Annotated in this window: 13 protein-coding genes; 3 read left to right on the top strand and 10 right to left on the bottom strand. The window is 61.8% G+C overall.

The window, feature by feature from the left end; translation table 11 throughout:
* Positions 1-52: 52 nt before the first annotated feature.
* From CCR96_RS23825 to CCR96_RS23800, 6 genes are all read right to left on the bottom strand, one after another.
* Positions 53-1261 (bottom strand): restriction endonuclease subunit S, encoded by a 1209-nt coding sequence (locus CCR96_RS23825; RefSeq protein WP_201224543.1) that lies wholly within the window; start codon positions 1259-1261, stop codon positions 53-55.
* Positions 1262-1373: 112 nt separating this feature from the next.
* A complete protein-coding gene (locus CCR96_RS23820; RefSeq protein WP_201224542.1) occupies positions 1374-2423 on the bottom strand; it encodes a virulence RhuM family protein in 1050 nt (349 codons plus the stop codon).
* Between the two features lie 48 nt (positions 2424-2471).
* Positions 2472-4673: an N-6 DNA methylase gene (locus tag CCR96_RS23815; RefSeq protein WP_201224540.1), complete on the bottom strand. Its 2202-nt coding sequence runs from the start codon at positions 4671-4673 to the stop codon at positions 2472-2474.
* Positions 4674-4737: 64 nt separating this feature from the next.
* Positions 4738-5040, bottom strand: a complete 303-nt coding sequence (locus tag CCR96_RS23810; RefSeq protein WP_201224538.1) for a hypothetical protein — start codon at positions 5038-5040, stop codon at positions 4738-4740.
* A gap of 184 nt (positions 5041-5224) precedes the next feature.
* Positions 5225-5710 carry a hypothetical protein gene (locus CCR96_RS23805; protein WP_201224536.1) on the bottom strand — a complete coding sequence of 162 codons (486 nt, stop codon included), beginning with the start codon at positions 5708-5710 and terminating at the stop codon, positions 5225-5227.
* A gap of 198 nt (positions 5711-5908) precedes the next feature.
* Positions 5909-6646, bottom strand: coding sequence for a lipid-binding SYLF domain-containing protein (locus CCR96_RS23800; protein WP_201224534.1), 738 nt, complete (start codon positions 6644-6646; stop codon positions 5909-5911).
* Positions 6647-6993: 347 nt separating this feature from the next.
* Between CCR96_RS23800 and CCR96_RS23795 the strand changes: the two genes are divergently transcribed.
* Positions 6994-7359 carry a rhodanese-like domain-containing protein gene (locus tag CCR96_RS23795; protein ID WP_201224532.1) on the top strand — a complete coding sequence of 122 codons (366 nt, stop codon included), beginning with the start codon at positions 6994-6996 and terminating at the stop codon, positions 7357-7359.
* Positions 7360-7419: 60 nt separating this feature from the next.
* Complete coding sequence (locus CCR96_RS23790; RefSeq protein WP_201224530.1) at positions 7420-10758, top strand: efflux RND transporter permease subunit; 3339 nt, start codon at positions 7420-7422, stop codon at positions 10756-10758.
* On the opposite strand, the gene CCR96_RS23785 is transcribed toward CCR96_RS23790, so the two are convergent.
* Positions 10729-11295: a Uma2 family endonuclease gene (locus CCR96_RS23785; RefSeq protein WP_201224528.1), complete on the bottom strand. Its 567-nt coding sequence runs from the start codon at positions 11293-11295 to the stop codon at positions 10729-10731. The genes CCR96_RS23790 and CCR96_RS23785 overlap by 30 nt on opposite strands.
* A 181-nt stretch (positions 11296-11476) precedes the next feature.
* On the opposite strand from CCR96_RS23785, the gene CCR96_RS23780 reads away from it, so the two are divergent.
* Positions 11477-12334, top strand: a complete 858-nt coding sequence (locus tag CCR96_RS23780; protein ID WP_201224526.1) for a metallophosphoesterase family protein — start codon at positions 11477-11479, stop codon at positions 12332-12334.
* A gap of 110 nt (positions 12335-12444) precedes the next feature.
* Here the strand turns inward: CCR96_RS23780 and CCR96_RS23775 are convergent, their stop codons facing one another.
* The 3 genes from CCR96_RS23775 to CCR96_RS23765 all read right to left on the bottom strand — a co-directional run.
* A complete protein-coding gene (locus CCR96_RS23775) occupies positions 12445-13446 on the bottom strand; it encodes a hydroxyacid dehydrogenase (RefSeq protein WP_201224524.1) in 1002 nt (333 codons plus the stop codon).
* Positions 13447-13657: 211 nt separating this feature from the next.
* Entirely contained in the window at positions 13658-15331 is a 1674-nt protein-coding gene (locus CCR96_RS23770) for an HAD-IC family P-type ATPase (protein WP_201224523.1), read from the bottom strand.
* Positions 15332-15401: 70 nt separating this feature from the next.
* Positions 15402-15574 (bottom strand): IS1 family transposase (locus tag CCR96_RS23765; RefSeq protein ID WP_242518334.1); only part of this gene is annotated, 173 nt, incomplete at its 5' end.

Here is a 15574-nt window from a genome sequence, read left to right as displayed (position 1 = left end):
CCTTGGCTCGGTGTCATGGTCGAGAAGAGCGGTTATGGCGGCATGCTAAAGCTCAGCGCAGTTCCGCGATTTTGCCAGTGACGGCGGCGGTGATAAGGGCGGAGCGGTATTCTTGAAGATACCGCACTGATTTGGCTACCTCTGCATCCAATGTCGCAATTGCCTCAAATTCATCATCAAGTCTAGCTACAATATCGGCTTGCTCACAGGGTGGTGGCCATGCAGTTCGCATTGGGTGAACTCGGTTTCGATTAACCGTCGGATTGGAAGAGCCGGTATCGAAACTCGTCAAATCGAGGATGTTTAGCATGTACCATGTGAATTTTGGATGATTGCCGCGAAACTCCCTCACATAGAGCGTCGTATCATGAGGCCAGAAGTCATTTTCGACATAATGCAGTTTTCCCGCAGAGCCTTTTCTGCCTACTATAACTCCCGGCCCATTACAGAGCGCTGTGTCATGAAAATAGTCGATCCCACCTGATGAAATGACAGGAAACGGGCCTTCAACTCGTTCATCCCTTGTAATATCTACGCCACGTTGAAGCTTGATCTTCTGACCCAATCCGCAGCAATCCCAATGGGCCGGAATGTCTCCGAGCCATTCAATACCGGAGGGTTTCATGGGGGCGTCGGGGTTGAGGCCCTTGGTGACGGCGCGGGTGATGAGGGCCTGGCGCTTCTCGGCTAGCCGGTCTAGAAGTGCACGCTTTTTCTCGATTAGCCCATCGATGCGTGCTGTTTTCTCGTCTAGGAAGCACGCGATTCGTTTCTGGGTGTCAATCGGTGGAAGGGCTAATGGAGCAGCCTTCACTTTCTCGGCCGTAAAATGCGGTATCGTGGCTACGTTACAAATCATCTCAACGTAGCCCGATATTTTTAGGAAGATAAACCAATAGTAAATGAATTCAGGTTTTATTCTAGCGTGATAATTTGGGCGGACACGATTGATTGCATTTTGAAAATAGTATTCGCCGTCTTCTGCAAAAATTGCAGCTCGTCCTGCATCACCACCCTCACTAATGAGAATATCTGCTCTTTCAAGACGAAAGCGATCAATCTCCTGCGGGCGTATCCACATAGATAATTTATGACTAAGATCCAGGCCACCTTTTCCGATATTAATCGCCCGAAGATAGGGCTTCAATTCATCTCGATCAGATGACGGATCGTTCTGTAGCATCTTGCCCAGTTGCACGTCGCAGTATTTTCCTACACTGGCCTTGAGCCATTCTTTAGGCATCGCGTCCAAAAGGTTCATGCAACAAAATCCTCCAGCAACCCAGCAATTTCCCCCGCCGTCTCATTCAATGTACGCGGCGTGTTGCGGTTGTGCAGCGGACGCTCAATCCGAATCAGGCAACCGATCTTAGTCATGACTCGTCCTTTCCGCCTTTACTTTTGCGTCCGGCCTTCTTCGCCGGTTGCTTTCGGGTGGCGTCGAGCAGTTTAGCGGACGCTTTCAAGTCCTCAATGTACCGCGTCTCAGCCTCGCCTTCAGCTGCAAGGCGACGGCGCTCGGCGAAGGCGTCGTATTGTTGGTTGGCGTGATCGATAGCATCCTGATGGCTGATCCGACCTGCACCTTCAAGCACGGGCAGCTCGGTATCGCTCAGGAACTTGTCGAGAAAAACCTCCCAGTCGCCCATTCGGATGTCCTGCCGCCGCTGAGCGCGAAACTCAGCCTGATCAAGGAACATGACGGTGATGCGGTTAAGGGTGTCGATTTCCTGGTTGCTCAGGTAGTTCTTGGCGGTGCCGACATCGCGCTTCTGTACTTGACGGCCTTTCCAGTTGGTTGCGCCCATGTTGGGCTTTTCGGCATTGGCCCGCTCGTGGATGATCTCGGCCGCCGTCAGGCCGGTAGCGGCGAAGTGCATCTTGTTCTGTACGGTGGCGAAAAAAAGCTGGGGTTCACGCTCGCCATCGCGGTAATCGCTGGCCAGCGCGAAGATATCGCGGATACGCTGATAAACCCGAGCCTCGCTGGCGCGGATGTCGCGGATGCGGGCAAGAAGCTCGTCGAAATAATCCACGGGGCCAGATGTGCCCTTGAGGCGTTCGTCGTCGAGCGTGAAGCCCTTGACCAGGTATTCGCTGAGGCGCGCGGTGGCCCACTGACGGAATTGCTTGCCGCGGGTCGAGCGCACACGGTAGCCGACGGCGAGGATCAACTCTAGGTTGTAGTGGTCTAGGAGGCGTTTGACCTGCCGCCTGCCTTCAGCTCGAACGATTAAGTATTTCTTAAGAGTTGCCTCTGGCCGCAGTTCGTTCTCTTCGTAAATGGCCGTGATGTGTTGGTTGATGTTGGGAACCGAGGTGCCGTACAGCTCGGCGATCTGGCGTTGGGTCAGCCAGACGGTTTCGCCTTCGAGCAGAACACGAATCGGCGCAGCGCCTTCGTCGGCGCGGTAGATCAGCAAGCCGCCATCGGGTCGGCTCTCCTGATGCTCACTCATATTTCTCCGTCCTCATTCTGAAGTCGTCAGACTCAGCCCCTTCAGCAGCTCAGCAATCTCCGCCTCAAGCCGGCTGATGTCCCCCTCGATCTCATCCAACGGACGCGGCGGCTTGTAGACATAGAAATGCCGGTTGATCGGGATCTCGTAGCCCACCTTGGTCTTGTCATAGTCCACCCAGGCATCGGGGACATGGGGCAAGACCTCGGACGCCATGTAGGCATCGATGGTCTCGCGGAATGCCTCAACCAGCCGGTCATTGGGCTTATCCGGGCCGAAGTCCATCGGCAGCGGGAGCGCAGTGCCGGGCGGGAGCGGGATGTTCTCGGTATCGCGCAGTTCGCTATCCGGCTCGGGTCGGCCCTTGCTGTCACGGCAAATCTCAGCATCAGGATCGCGTTTGCCGAGGGCGGCAAAGATGGCCTTCTTGATCGGGGCCGGGAGCTTGAGATCGGCAGCCTTGGCGGCGCGGGTCAGATCGGCCTCGAAGAGGGCGCGGTCCTTGTAGTGGCCCTTGCTTTCCAGCGTGGTCAGCATCTTGCGAATGGCCGCTTGCTGTTGTTGACCGGCTTCGATCTCGTCGTCGATCCGCGCTTGATCCTTGCGCTTCTTGCTGCTGGCCAGGTTGGCAAAGGCGGTCTGATCGTCGAGCGCGGCGATGCGCGCCGGGCTGGCCTCAAAGTTCATCCGCAGCGGGCGCTCCACGGTGATCTTGAGGTAGCCAAACTCGCGGTTCTCGAAGATGCGCGAGATGACACGGGGCTCCGTTTGGTCATTGCTCTGGAACTGGATCTCAGCGGGCGCGGTCTCGCCGTCTTGATGATGGCCGTAGACGCGGGTCAGGTGGGCAATCTGCGCCTCGGTGATCTCGTTGCGCTTGTTGTTGAGGCTCTTCTTCATCTTGCGGAAGAAGCGGGTGCCGTCGATCAGTTGCACCCGGCCTTGGCGCTCGGGCGGCTTGCGGTTGGTGACCAGCCAGACGTAGGTGAAGATGCCGGTGTTGTAGAACAGCTGGTCGGGTAGCGCGATGATGGCATCGAGCCAGTCGTTCTCGATGATCCAGCGGCGGATGTTGGATGGCCCCGAGCCAGCGTCGCCGGAGAACAGCGGCGAGCCGTTGAAGACGATGGCGATCTTGGAGCCAGGCCGCTCTTCATCACCGTCGGCGAAGGGGTGCATCTTCGCGATCATGTGCTGCAAGAACAGCAGCGAGCCGTCATTGATGGCCGGCAGCCCGGCACCGAAGCGGCCGGAGAAGCCTCGGTTCTGGTGCTCGCGCTCAACGATCTGCTTCTGGTCTTTCCATTCCACGCCGAAGGGCGGGTTGGCCATCATGTAGTGAAAGCGCTCGCCCTCGAAGCCGTCTCCCGTCTTGCCGTCGCCAAGGGTGTCGCCGAGTACGATATTGGCGGTGTCCTCGTCCTTGATCAGCAGGTCGGCGCAGCAGATGGCCCAGGCCTCGTCGTTGTATTCCTGCCCGTAGAGGGCGAGCAAGGCACGTTGGTTCTGGGAGAGGATCAGCTCTTCGGAGACCGAGAGCATGCCGCCGGTGGCGCAGGTTGGATCGTAGATGGTGCGATAGACGCCGGGTTTGTAGACATCTTCCTCGCCGGTGTAGATCAGATTGGCCATCAGCCGGATGACCTCGCGCGGCGTGAAATGGTCGCCGGCCTCCTCGTTGGCCTGCTCGTTGAAGCGCATCACCAGATGCTCGAACAGGTAGCCCATCTGCAGGTTGTCGATCCGACGCGGATGCAGATCGACCTCGGCCATGGCCTTGACGAGGGTGAAGAGGCGATTGCTGGCGTCGAGCTTTTCGATCTGGTCGGCAAACTTGAAGCGCTCGAAGATGGCGCGCGCGATCGGCGAGAAGCCGTTGATGTAGGCGACCAGGTTGGGCGCGATATTCTCGGAGTCGCCGAGCAGTCGCTCGAAGCTGTAGGGGCTGGTGTTGTAAAGCGGATGCTTGCGGCTCGGATCGGCGGCCTTGCCGAGCAGCTTATCCATGGCTGCTTCGGGCATCTGCTGGGCCTGGAGGGTCTGGTATCGCTCGAGCACGGCCTCCTTGGTCGGCGCCAGCACGCAGTCGAGCCGGCGCAGCACCACCATCGGCAGCATCACGAGACGGTACTGGGGCGGTCGGTAAGGTCCACGCAGGCGGTTGGCGATTTCCCAGATCTTGGCTTTGAGTGCTTCGTGGGCCTGGACGTTCACGGATGGTCTTGTGTCCCTATTGGTAGGCGTAGCGGTTGGCTGGGTTTGGGTCGGCTACAGAGACCTATTGCTTCGGCGCATTCTGGCTGTTCTCCAGATTGGAGCTAGGGTTCTGGCTGGAGGGCCGCTCGACCTCGCCCATATTATTCTTCGGGAATCGAAAATCTGGCAAACCACGGACCTCGCTGGGGCGCTCCTCGCCGCTATCCCACTGGCTACCCGGAAACTGTTGCTGGCCAGGCTCATCCTTGGTCCATTCGTCTCCAGGCACCCGGTCATCAGCGGCCTGCGCTGACAGCGCCAAGGGCGCAAGGACCAGCGAGGTTGCCAAAACGAGACTGCGCTGAGGTGTAAGGCAGATATGCATAGTGTCGTCTCCTGCCCGCGTTTACGTGGCATCAGATGAATTCAGTCGCTGCAGTCGTTGGTTCTGGTCCTAGGATTCGGCGGAGATTGGGTCATTGAAGGATAGCCGGAGCACGAAGGATGACCAGCTGAAAGATGACCAGCTATCGATCGGACGCAGGCAACAGGCAGCAATCTCTGGAGCGTTAAGGAAACGGCGGTGATCCGCCGGCATCCGGGCCAAGCACCAAGAGTTCGGGGTGACCTTGGCTGACGCGCTCCTCGATCCGCGGCGCTTCGGCATCTGGCAGATCTGCCAAGATCAAGAGCTCACCGCCTTGCAAGGCCTGCTGCTGGGCGGAGAGCGGGAGGTTGGCGCTGCGATTACGCCTTAGCCACCAGCCGCCGCCGATAGCGGCGCCGATGACAATCAGTGTCAGCAGTGCAAACGGCTGCAACGCCTGTAGCAGCAATAGGGAGACTGCCAACATGCCAGCGGCGCCGATGAGGGCACCACGGAGCAGCGCACTTGCATCGCTGCGCCAGCGTCTGGTCTTGACGGGAAGCCCGCTAGGGAGCTGCTGGCCGATCAGCGTAAAGGCCTCAGGATCGATGCCGTCGGCGATCAGCTCTTCAACCAGACGCCGGCCGTTCTGCGGATCGCGGGCGCGGATATAGATTCGGGTGGTCATCATCGTCCTCAAAGACTGACGGGGATGGATGGCCGCAGCGGTGCGACCGACCTGAAACAGCAGCAGGCGTCGCCAACGCAGATGCGCCACACTCACTGGTATCCAGAGGCGCTCTTGTACTTCTACGGATAGGGGAGCCTTCTGGCAGTTAGAGACCCTGCTGCCAGCTGGCCCCAAGGGCATCAACTCGCCCGGGGATCAGGGCGTCTCAGCACTGAGCAGCGGGCTTGGCGACATCGGGTCCTCGACCTCGCCGTTGATGATCTGACTCGCCGTGACCTGACGACCGTAATAGGCGTTGTTCGCATCCTCGTCCCAGAAGATGTCCGAGACGCTGGCGGCGAAGTCGCCATAGAGGCCCTCAGTGCCGGACCAGACGGCGACATCTGTGCCCTTGCCGATCGAGGTCTGCGTGCGCTCCGAATCCTCGACGACGGTGTAACCGGTATCCGAGTTGAGCGCGAAATTGTGCATTTGGCCAAAGCTCTCGAGCAGATCACCCGACATGATCATGAAGGCCACCTCTCCCGCCTCGGCGCCTACCGCGGCGCCAATCTGAACGGTGCCGATGTTGTAGAAGGCGGGTGCTGACCACCCGCCATCGTTCTTGGCGATGAGGATGCCCTGACCACCGGCACCACCGACGACCAGCGCCGCCCGCGCGTAATCCGGGACGACAAAGATCGCCTCGGCCTGCTCGAGCAGGTCGCTCGCCTGAGGGTCGGACTGGATCTTCTGAACAACATCCGCCGCCTCGCGAACCGTCTCTTTGGCGTTCTTCAGCTCGTCGGAGCTCGATCCTCCGGTTGCCGAGGCGCTGGCAGAGGGGTCATCCGATGTCATGCCTTCGGCCGCAAAGCCGTCGGCGGTCAGCAAGGACCCCGTCAGGATCAGTGATAGGGTCATGGCAGTTAATGGACTGATGCGATAGCTCATGAGGGACCTCCTAAGATGATCGATGACACAAGAGATGATGCTGGGGTGCTCGGCGCAGCCGGCGAATCCCTGAGCATCGCTTGCATCGGATGCATCGAACATGCCACTCGTCTCTGTGACCTGAGGGGAATCTGCAGCGGGCATCGCAGCGGAATGCCATCGCAATGGCATGCAGGGCATAGCGCCCTCTGCGCCTGGTACTCGACTTGCTTGCTAAGGCAACGACGCTGAGCGCTCTGCTGAGCGGTCTTCAGGGATCGCATCAGCGCAGACCTCATTGAGACCGAACGGACAGACCAGCCGAGTCCGTCGGCAGACCCGCTCGAACCTTGTTAGGAGGAATGGCTATGCAGACGCTAACGCGAGAGGAGCTTAAGGCGATGATCGACCACGGCGACGATGTCTTACTCGTCAATGTGCTCGACCCAGCGGCCTTCGCGCAGGCGCATATCCCTGATTCGCACAATGTGCCGGTGGCAGACAAAGGATTTGATGAGCGCATTCGAGCGCTCGGGGCGAACGAGGACAGCCGCATCGTGCTCTACTGCTCCAACTTCGACTGCAATGCCTCGCATGCAGCGGCCAAGCGGCTCGAGCAGGCGGGCTTCAACGACCTATATCGGTATGCAGGCGGGATCGAGGACTGGATGGACGCCGGCTACCCGGTCGAGGGCGAGGCCATCGCGACGAACGACGAAGCGGCTGGGGCATAGCCGCCATCAGCGGTGCAAATCACCCGATTCATGATCCATCGTTGAGCCCTGCGTTTGCCCATGTCTACCAATGACCCTGCCGAGACCGACCTCAACACTGCTCCCAACGATGCCGCGAAGACTGAGACCCCGGACGGCCGTTCGGCTGAGCGTCCAGATGAGACCGGACGGGGTCGCGGCATCGCCGGACAGATCGCGGCCTTCTTCATCGACTCGCCACTGACGCCCTTGCTGCTACTGGCGACGCTGGGGATCGGCATCCTTGGTCTGCTGACCACCCCGCGGCAGGAGGACCCGGACATCTCGGTGCCGATGGTCGATATCAGGCTGCGCTATCCGGGCGCCTCGTCCGGCCAGGTCGCCCGGCTGGCGGTGGAGCCGCTGGAGCGGATGATGAGCGAGCTGGATGCTGTCGAGCACGTCTATTCGGTCAGCCGTCGCGAGGAGGGGCTGGTGACGGTGCGCTTCGAGGTGGGCACCCCGATCGACCCCGCCGTGGTCGCGGTCCATGACACCATTGAATCCAATCTCGATCAGGTGCCGCCGGACCTGACCGAGTGGCTGGTGCAGCCGAAGACCATCGATGACGTGCCGGTGCTGACCCTGACCCTTTGGTCCGAGGAGATCGACGATGCCCGATTACGGATGCTCGGGCTGCAGCTGCTGCAGGAGCTCAAGCAGGTCGAGAACACCGGCAATGGCTTCGTCGTCGGCGGCCGCAAGCGCGAGATCGGCATCGAGCCGCAGCCGGAGCAGCTGCGTGGCTACGGGCTCAGTCTGGACCAGCTCGCCGAGACCATCCGCAGCGCCAATGCCGGGCGCGGCACCGGCAGCGTCGAGCAAGGTGCGACCCATCGCTCGGTCTCAGCCGGGCACGACCTTGAGGGCGCCCGCGAGATCGAGCGTCTGGTCGTCGATACCAAGGGCGGGCAGCCCGTCTACGTCAGCGACGTGGCCAGGGTCAATGCAGGCGCCGAGCGCGCCGACCGGGCGGTGTTCTTCTACACCGGCCCGAGCCATCCGGCAGATGACTCGGCTAACGGTGCCGGTGCGGTCACGATCGCCATCGCTAAACAGTCCGGCGCCAATGGCGTGACCGTGACCCATGACCTGTTGCAGCGGCTCGAGCAGCTCAAGGGGTCGATGATCCCGGAGCAGGTGCAGGTGGCGATCACCCGCAACTACGGTGAGACCGCCAATCGCAAGGTCAATGAGCTGCTGCTGTCGCTGGTCGGCGCTACGGCCGCTGTCGCGCTCTTGTCGCTGATCGCGATCGGTCTACGGCCGGCGTTGATCGTGTTGGCCGTGATCCCGGTGGTGATCCTGATGACGGTCTGGTCGGCCGGGGCACTCGGCTTCACGATCAACCGGGTCAGCCTATTCGCGCTGATCTTCTCGATCGGCATCCTGGTCGATGACGCCACCGTGGTGGTCGAGAACATCTTCCGGCGCTGGCTCGCCGAGGGCGCAACCGCGAAGGCCGTCGCCATCGACGCCGTCGGCGAGGTCGGCAATCCAACCATCATCGCCACCCTGACCGTCCTCGCAGCGCTGCTGCCGATGGGCTTCGTCACCGGGATGATGGGACCCTACATGCGACCGATCCCGATCCTAGGCTCGGTGGCGATGCTGTTCTCGCTGTTCGCGGCCTTCGTCTTCACGCCCTGGCTCGCCTACCGGCTGCGGCCGAAGCTCGCGGCGCTGGAGCGCTCTGCAAGTCGTGAGAAGCGCCTGCAGGGCTGGATCGATCGCGCCTACCGACCGCTGATCGAGCCCCTGATCGAGAGGCGGCCGGCGCGCTGGGCGTTCCTGATCGCCATCATCGTCGCCTTCGTCGTCGCCGTGGCCCTGCTGCCGCTAAAAGCGGTGACGGTGAAGATGCTGCCCTATGACAACAAGCCGGAGATCGATGTGGTCATCGACCTGCCCGAGGGCACCTCGCTGCCAACAACCGCCAATGCCGCCCATCAGCTCGCGCAGCGGCTGCGCAGCGTCCCCGAGGTACGCTCATTGCAAGCCTATGTTGGCACCGCAGCCCCGTTCGACTTCAACGGCTTGGTCCGGCATTACTACCTGCGCCAGGACCCCTGGCTGGCCGATATCCAGGTACGGCTGCTAGATAAAGAGGAGCGCGAGCGGAGTAGCCACGCCATCGCCCAGGCCGTGCGCGAGCAGCTCACACCGCTGGCCAAGGAGCACGACGCCCACATCAGCGTGGTGGAGATGCCGCCGGGGCCGCCAGTCCTGCAGACCCTGGTGGCGGAGGTCTATGCGCCATCGCCTGCAGGGCGGCGCGGCTTTGCCGAGGACCTGACCGAGATGTTCACAGCTGCCGACGGGGTGGTCGATGTGGATAGCCGGATGCAAGCACCACACAGCCGTTGGCACTTCCAGGTGGACAACGAGAAAGCGAGCCGCAACGGCGTCGATGTCGACAGCATCACCCGCAACCTGGCGATGGCAATGGGCGGCTACAGCCTCGGCGACATTGCGCAGGATCGCTCGCTGGAGCCGGTGAAGATCAAGCTCCAACTGCCGCTGGCCACTCGCACCCAACTCCATCGCCTCGGCGAGTTGCCGATCCCGGCCAGCAGCGGCGAGCGGCGCATGGTGCCATTGGCTGAACTCGGGCGCTTCATCGAGGTGCCGGCCGATCCGCTGATCTATCACAAGGACCTGCGACCGGTCGAGTACGTCACCGCCGGCATGGAGGGCCGCCTCGGGGCACCGATCTACGGCATGCTTCAGGTCGAGCAAGACCTCGAGGACTATGTCGCGCCGGATGGGACTAAGGCGCCGCGCGGCACCCTCACCGGCCCACCGAAACCCGGCACGACCGCCTTCGAATGGTCAGGCGAGTGGACCGTGACCTACAAGACCTTCCGTGACCTCGGCATCGCCTTCGGCGCGGCATTGGCGCTGATCTACTTGCTGCTGGTGGCTGAGTTCCGCAACTTCATCCATCCGGCCGTGATCATGGCGCCGATCCCACTGACGCTGATTGGCATCGTGCCGGGCCACTGGCTGCTCGGCGCCGAGTTCACTGCGACCTCGATGATCGGCTTCATCGCGCTGGCCGGCATCGAGGTGCGTAACTCGATCCTGCTGGTGGACTTCGCCCAGGACGCCGTGAACCGCGGCCTATCGGTGCGCGAGGCCGTGGTCGAGGCCGGTCGCACCCGGCTGCGGCCGGTCTGGGTCACCGACCTGACCATGATGGCCGGCGCCTTCGCGATCCTGTTCGATCCCATCTTTCAGGGCATGGCGATCTCGCTGCTGTTCGGACCGATCGTCGCGGTGCCGCTAACGCTGATCGTGGTGCCGCTGGGCTGCATCGCCACCGGCTGGGCCTTTGATGGGACCAGGCAGTCATCCAAGACCGCCGAACAGGAGGCTTAGGTCGATCTCAATCACCTCGAACGGCGGGATGCGTACCTTGGCTGCGGTCTCGTCCGGGCCTTCGACCGTGAACAGGGCGCGGTAGCCACCGTCATCCAGGGCATAGGCGATCAGCGCTCGGTCCTCGGGTGAGACAATCCAATAGAACGGAACGCCGGCACGTTGGAGGCGCAGAAAGTGGGTGACCGTGTCCTTGCCCTCATGGCCTGGGGAGAGGATCTCGCAGACCCAATCCGGCAACACCGTCATGACGCCGGCGGGACGCTCCGGCAGCCGCTCCTTGCGCCAGCCGGCCAGGTCGTGGCTGGGACAATGGTGCTCGTTGTAACGGACACTGATCTCGGGAACGATCCACCAACCGCCCGGCTGCCGTTGCGTGACGAGGGGGAATGATTGACCAATCAGCGCGGTTTGCGCCTGACCATGCTCGAAACGGCTCATCGGCCGCTGCACGATCTCGCCGTCGATCAGCTCAACGCGTTCGTCGCCAGGCCAGGCTAGCAGGTCTTCGATAGTGAGAAATCGCTGTGCTTCCATCAGGTGTTGCTCGCAAGTCAGCCACTGAGGGTCTTGATCACTGCATCCAGCTTAGCACTCGGCTGGATGCCCAGCATCAAGACGAATCGGCTCGCGGCCGCAACCAAGAGCGCCCTGCACCAATGAGCGCTTTCCCCTGCGAGTATTGTCCCTGCAAATCCTTTTTCTGAGAGTTCTACCGATGACTGATCCCTATCTCCTGTTCCATCTGAGCGACATCCATTTCGGGCTCGAGGACAATCGCGCCCTGGACTGGGTGAAGCAAGAGATTGCCGACAAGCAGCCTGACGCGGTGGCCATCACCGGTGATCTGACCATGCGTGCACGGCAGCACGAGTTCGATGCGGCCTGCGCCTGGATACGCGCGCTCGAGGCCCCGGTCACGGTCGAGGTGGGCAATCACGATCTGCCCTATTTCAACCCGATCCAGCGCTTCTTCGATCCGTACAAGCGGATTCGGGCCATCGCCGACAAGGTGGAGCTGCCAATCGATCTGCCAGGGCTTGCCATCGTGCCGCTCAAGACCGTCGCGCGCTGGCAGCCACGCCCGAACTGGTCGAAAGGCTGGGTGACCGAGGCGGCGTTGGAGCGATGCCTCGCGCGGCTCGATGCGCTACCCGAGGGGACACGCGCGCTGGTGACCGCCCATCACCCGCTGCGAGAAGCCGGCACCCAAGGCACCGCATTGACCAGACACGGCCAGAAGGCGATGACCGAGCTGGCCAAGCGCGAGGTGCTTGCCGTGCTCTCGGGCCATGTCCATGACGCCTTCGACCTCACCCAGGAGACGGTGCAGGGCTCGGTGCGGATGATCGGGGCCGGCACCCTATCGCGGCGGCTGCGCTCAACCCCGCCGAGCTTCAACGAGCTGCGCTGGGATGGCGAGCAGCTCGCCGTTTGTGTGCGCAATCTCGAGGGCTACGAGACACCGGAGATGATGATCAACGAGGTTCCCGAGGACGCAACGCCGCCGCGCAAGCCCGACGAGCCGGTCGCCCCGGTCGATGAGGTTCCGCGCACCGACCCGCCGGTGCATTGATCCTCGGTCAATGCCGAGCCAGCCGCACAACAGCCTCTAAGGCCGAGTTGCACAGATCGGCGCACTGTGCCGGCAATCGAGACGGGCCTTGGCTCCGCTTAAGGAATTCCTCAGGCCGCGATGTTACGCGGCTCGCCCTCGGCATAGGCTGCCAAGTTGTCGACCGTCGTCTCCAGGATGCGCTCAACCGCCTCCCGTGTATTGAAGGCGCTGTGCGGCGTGACAATCACATTGCGGAGATGGATCAGCACCTGCCCCGCCAGCAGGTTGTTAAGATCGTGGCGGCTCTCATAGACTGAGCGCAGAAGCTCCGCCTCCTCGCGCACCACGGGCTCCTCCGGCAGCACATCCAGGCCGGCCGCGGCGACCTTGCCCTCCACTAAGGCACGCGCCAACGCGCGGTGGTCAACGATGCTGCCGCGCGCTGTATTGATCAGAATGGCGCCATCGTGCATGCGGTCGAACTGCTCGCTCGAGATCATGTTCCGGGTCTTCTCATGGCCGGGAACATGTAGCGTGATCACATTCGAACCTGCAAGTAGTTGGTCCAGTGCGACATAGGTGAACCCCTGCTCGCGGGCCGCTCGCGAATCTGGCTTGACGTCGAAGGCCAACACCTCCATCCCAATGCCGCGGGCGATATCGATCACGGCACGGCCGATATCGCCGGTACCGACCACTCCGATCGTCTTTCCCCGCAGGTCAAATCCCTGTAGACCTTGCGCGGTGAAATCGCCGCGACGGGTGCGCTGAACCGCCTCCTCCATGCGGTGGCTGAGGGTCAATAACAGCGCGAAGACATGTTCGGCGACCGTCGTCTTGCCATAGTCCGGCACATTGGTCACCGTAACGCCGCGCTCGCGGCAGCGGTCCACATCGATGTAATCGACACCGGTCGAGCGTGATGCAATCACCTCGAGCTTGGGCATTTCTGCCAAGACGTCCCGGTCGATCGAGGAGTAGATAAAGGTGCTTACTGCTTCGGCATCCGCGTAGCGCGAGGCGTTTGCCGGGCGCAATGGCTCGCTGGTGAACTCGATCTCGTGCTCGCCGTCCAGACGATCGAAGGCTCCGGCTTCCCAGTTCTCGACATCAAAGACATAGATCTTCATGGTTCAGGCTCCGTTCGTACTGCGAGGCGATAGGCGTGCAAGCAACCGTGCGACTGGGCGCCAATCGCAGAATGGCTGTCGCGTTGATTCTTACCGAGAGGATTAGCGAACAGCGTGCCAGTGCGGACGGACCGCATTGCCTCGCCCAAACGGCCTAGCAGGCGGCCAAGTGGAAGCCCAGCGCCGCACAGTTCCCAACAGACGGCGGTCTTTATGCCCCACCTGCTGGGGCATTTGCGCGACCGGGAGGTTGGCGTGGCACGCGCAGCACCTTGAACAGCTCCATCACCAACAGGAGGGATGCGGCGATGCCGAGCAGCATGGCCCAATCCCATAGCGGCACCGGGCCAACCCCTAGCACATCGCTCAGCCCCGGGAGGTACATCGCGAGGATGTGCACAGCCTGTGCAGCGATCACCGTACCGATCAGTAGCAGGTTCCCTCGCAGCGGGATGCGGAACGCCGATCGCTCCTCGGAGCGGCAGTTGAAGATGTGCACGTTCTCAAAGAGCACCATCAACAGCAGCAGGCTGTTGCGGGCGTCGTGCTCATTCCAGCCCCAGACCTGCTGAAGCCAGTAAAAGACGCCAAAGGCAACCACGCCCATGTAGAGACCAGCGACCAGGGTCTGCTCGATCATGCGTTGGTCGAAGATGGGCTCGTCAGGGGGCCTGGGTGGACGCTTGAGCACACCTGGCTCGCCCTTCTCGAACGCCAGTGCAACATCTTGGATGCCGTTGGTGACCAGATTGAGCCACAACAGCTGTACGGCTCCCAACGGCAGTGGCATGTTCAACGCGAGCGCGAGGAAGAACAGCACGATCTCGGCGGCACCAGTGCTGATCAGTAGCCAGACCACCTTGCGCACGTTGGCGTAGGCGATGCGTCCCTGCTCGATACCGTTGACGATGGACGCGAAGTTGTCGTCGGTCAGGATCAAGTCGGCGGCGCGGCGCGCAACGTCGGTGCCGGCCCGTCCCATCGCGACCCCGATGTTGGCCTTGCGCAGGGCCGGTGCGTCGTTGACGCCGTCACCGGTCACAGCCACATAGTGACCTTGGTCCTGTAACGCCCCGACAATGGCGGTCTTCTGCTCGGGCTCAACGCGGGCATAGACTGGAGCGCGGCCCAGCCGTGAGCGGTCATCCCCGTTTCCACCGTCGTCGGCTAACGATCGTACCTCAGCGCCGGTCACGGCCTCGTCACTGTCTTCCGCGATCCCGATCTCACGGGCGATGCTCAGCCCGGTGGCTGGATGATCACCGGTGATCATGCGCACGCCAACGCCAGCCTCGTGGCAGCGGCGCACCGCATCGGGCACCTCTTGGCGCACAGGGTCGATCAGGCCAACCAGCCCGAGTAGATTGAGCCCTCCCAGCTCGCCCTCCTCGAGTCGCCGCGCCGCATCGGCCGCATCACCGTCGACGGCGCCGGCAGCCAGCGCCAGGACGCGGAAGCCACGACCACTCAAGTCATCAACTTGCGCTTGCAGCTCTTCGGCGTCAGCACAGAGCGGCAGCACGGCCTCGGCAGCGCCTTTCACATGCGCTTCTAGCCGCTCATCGCCCTGATTGAAGGTGGCGGCAAGGCGGCGCTTGGACTTGAACGGCACCCGAGCCTGCTCCGGATGATCGACTAACAGCTCATCACGGCTCAGCCCCAGACGCTGGCCGAGCACCAGGAATGCCACGTCAACGGTGTCGCCAATGGTCTCGACGTTGCCGTCGTCGGTCTCGCGCAGCTCGCCTTCGTTACAGAGCACGCCAGTGCTTGCCAGGCGGCGCACCGCCGCTTGCATTTCCTCATCGAGCTGGCCATTGCGGTCTTCCTCGCCTCCGTCCTCACGCCGCAGCGCATCGTCGTCCTCATCCTCGCCCGACTCCACTCGAATGCGGCCATCCCCCGGCAGCGCAATGCGCGTGATGGTGAGCTTGGTAGTGCTCTACATGTGTTTCTCACACGGCAAGCCCGAACTCATATCGATTGATAAAAAGCCCAATAACAGTATCGTGCATGACGTCGAGTTTGGAAAAACAGATGGTTTTCCGTGCCAGGCGTTTAATACGTGTTCTGAGCGTAAGATGCTTGCGTTCAATTTTTTGTGTATTGGCCTTACCAGTCACTTGCT

The sequence above is a fragment of the Halochromatium roseum genome (assembly GCF_016653315.1).
GTDB lineage: Bacteria > Pseudomonadota > Gammaproteobacteria > Chromatiales > Chromatiaceae > Lamprobacter > Lamprobacter roseus.
This window is presented reverse-complemented; position numbering and strand designations above follow the sequence as displayed.

Coding starts and splice junctions, on each gene's coding strand:
- CCR96_RS23780 (WP_201224526.1), top strand. CDS start 11,477: ATGACTGATCCCTATCTCCTGTTCCATCTGAGCGACATCCATTTCGGG.
- CCR96_RS23790 (WP_201224530.1), top strand. CDS start 7,420: ATGTCTACCAATGACCCTGCCGAGACCGACCTCAACACTGCTCCCAAC.
- CCR96_RS23775 (WP_201224524.1), bottom strand. CDS start 13,446: ATGAAGATCTATGTCTTTGATGTCGAGAACTGGGAAGCCGGAGCCTTC.
- CCR96_RS23805 (WP_201224536.1), bottom strand. CDS start 5,710: ATGACCACCCGAATCTATATCCGCGCCCGCGATCCGCAGAACGGCCGG.
- CCR96_RS23800 (WP_201224534.1), bottom strand. CDS start 6,646: ATGAGCTATCGCATCAGTCCATTAACTGCCATGACCCTATCACTGATC.
- CCR96_RS23795 (WP_201224532.1), top strand. CDS start 6,994: ATGCAGACGCTAACGCGAGAGGAGCTTAAGGCGATGATCGACCACGGC.
- CCR96_RS23810 (WP_201224538.1), bottom strand. CDS start 5,040: ATGCATATCTGCCTTACACCTCAGCGCAGTCTCGTTTTGGCAACCTCG.
- CCR96_RS23785 (WP_201224528.1), bottom strand. CDS start 11,295: ATGGAAGCACAGCGATTTCTCACTATCGAAGACCTGCTAGCCTGGCCT.
- CCR96_RS23825 (WP_201224543.1), bottom strand. CDS start 1,261: ATGAACCTTTTGGACGCGATGCCTAAAGAATGGCTCAAGGCCAGTGTA.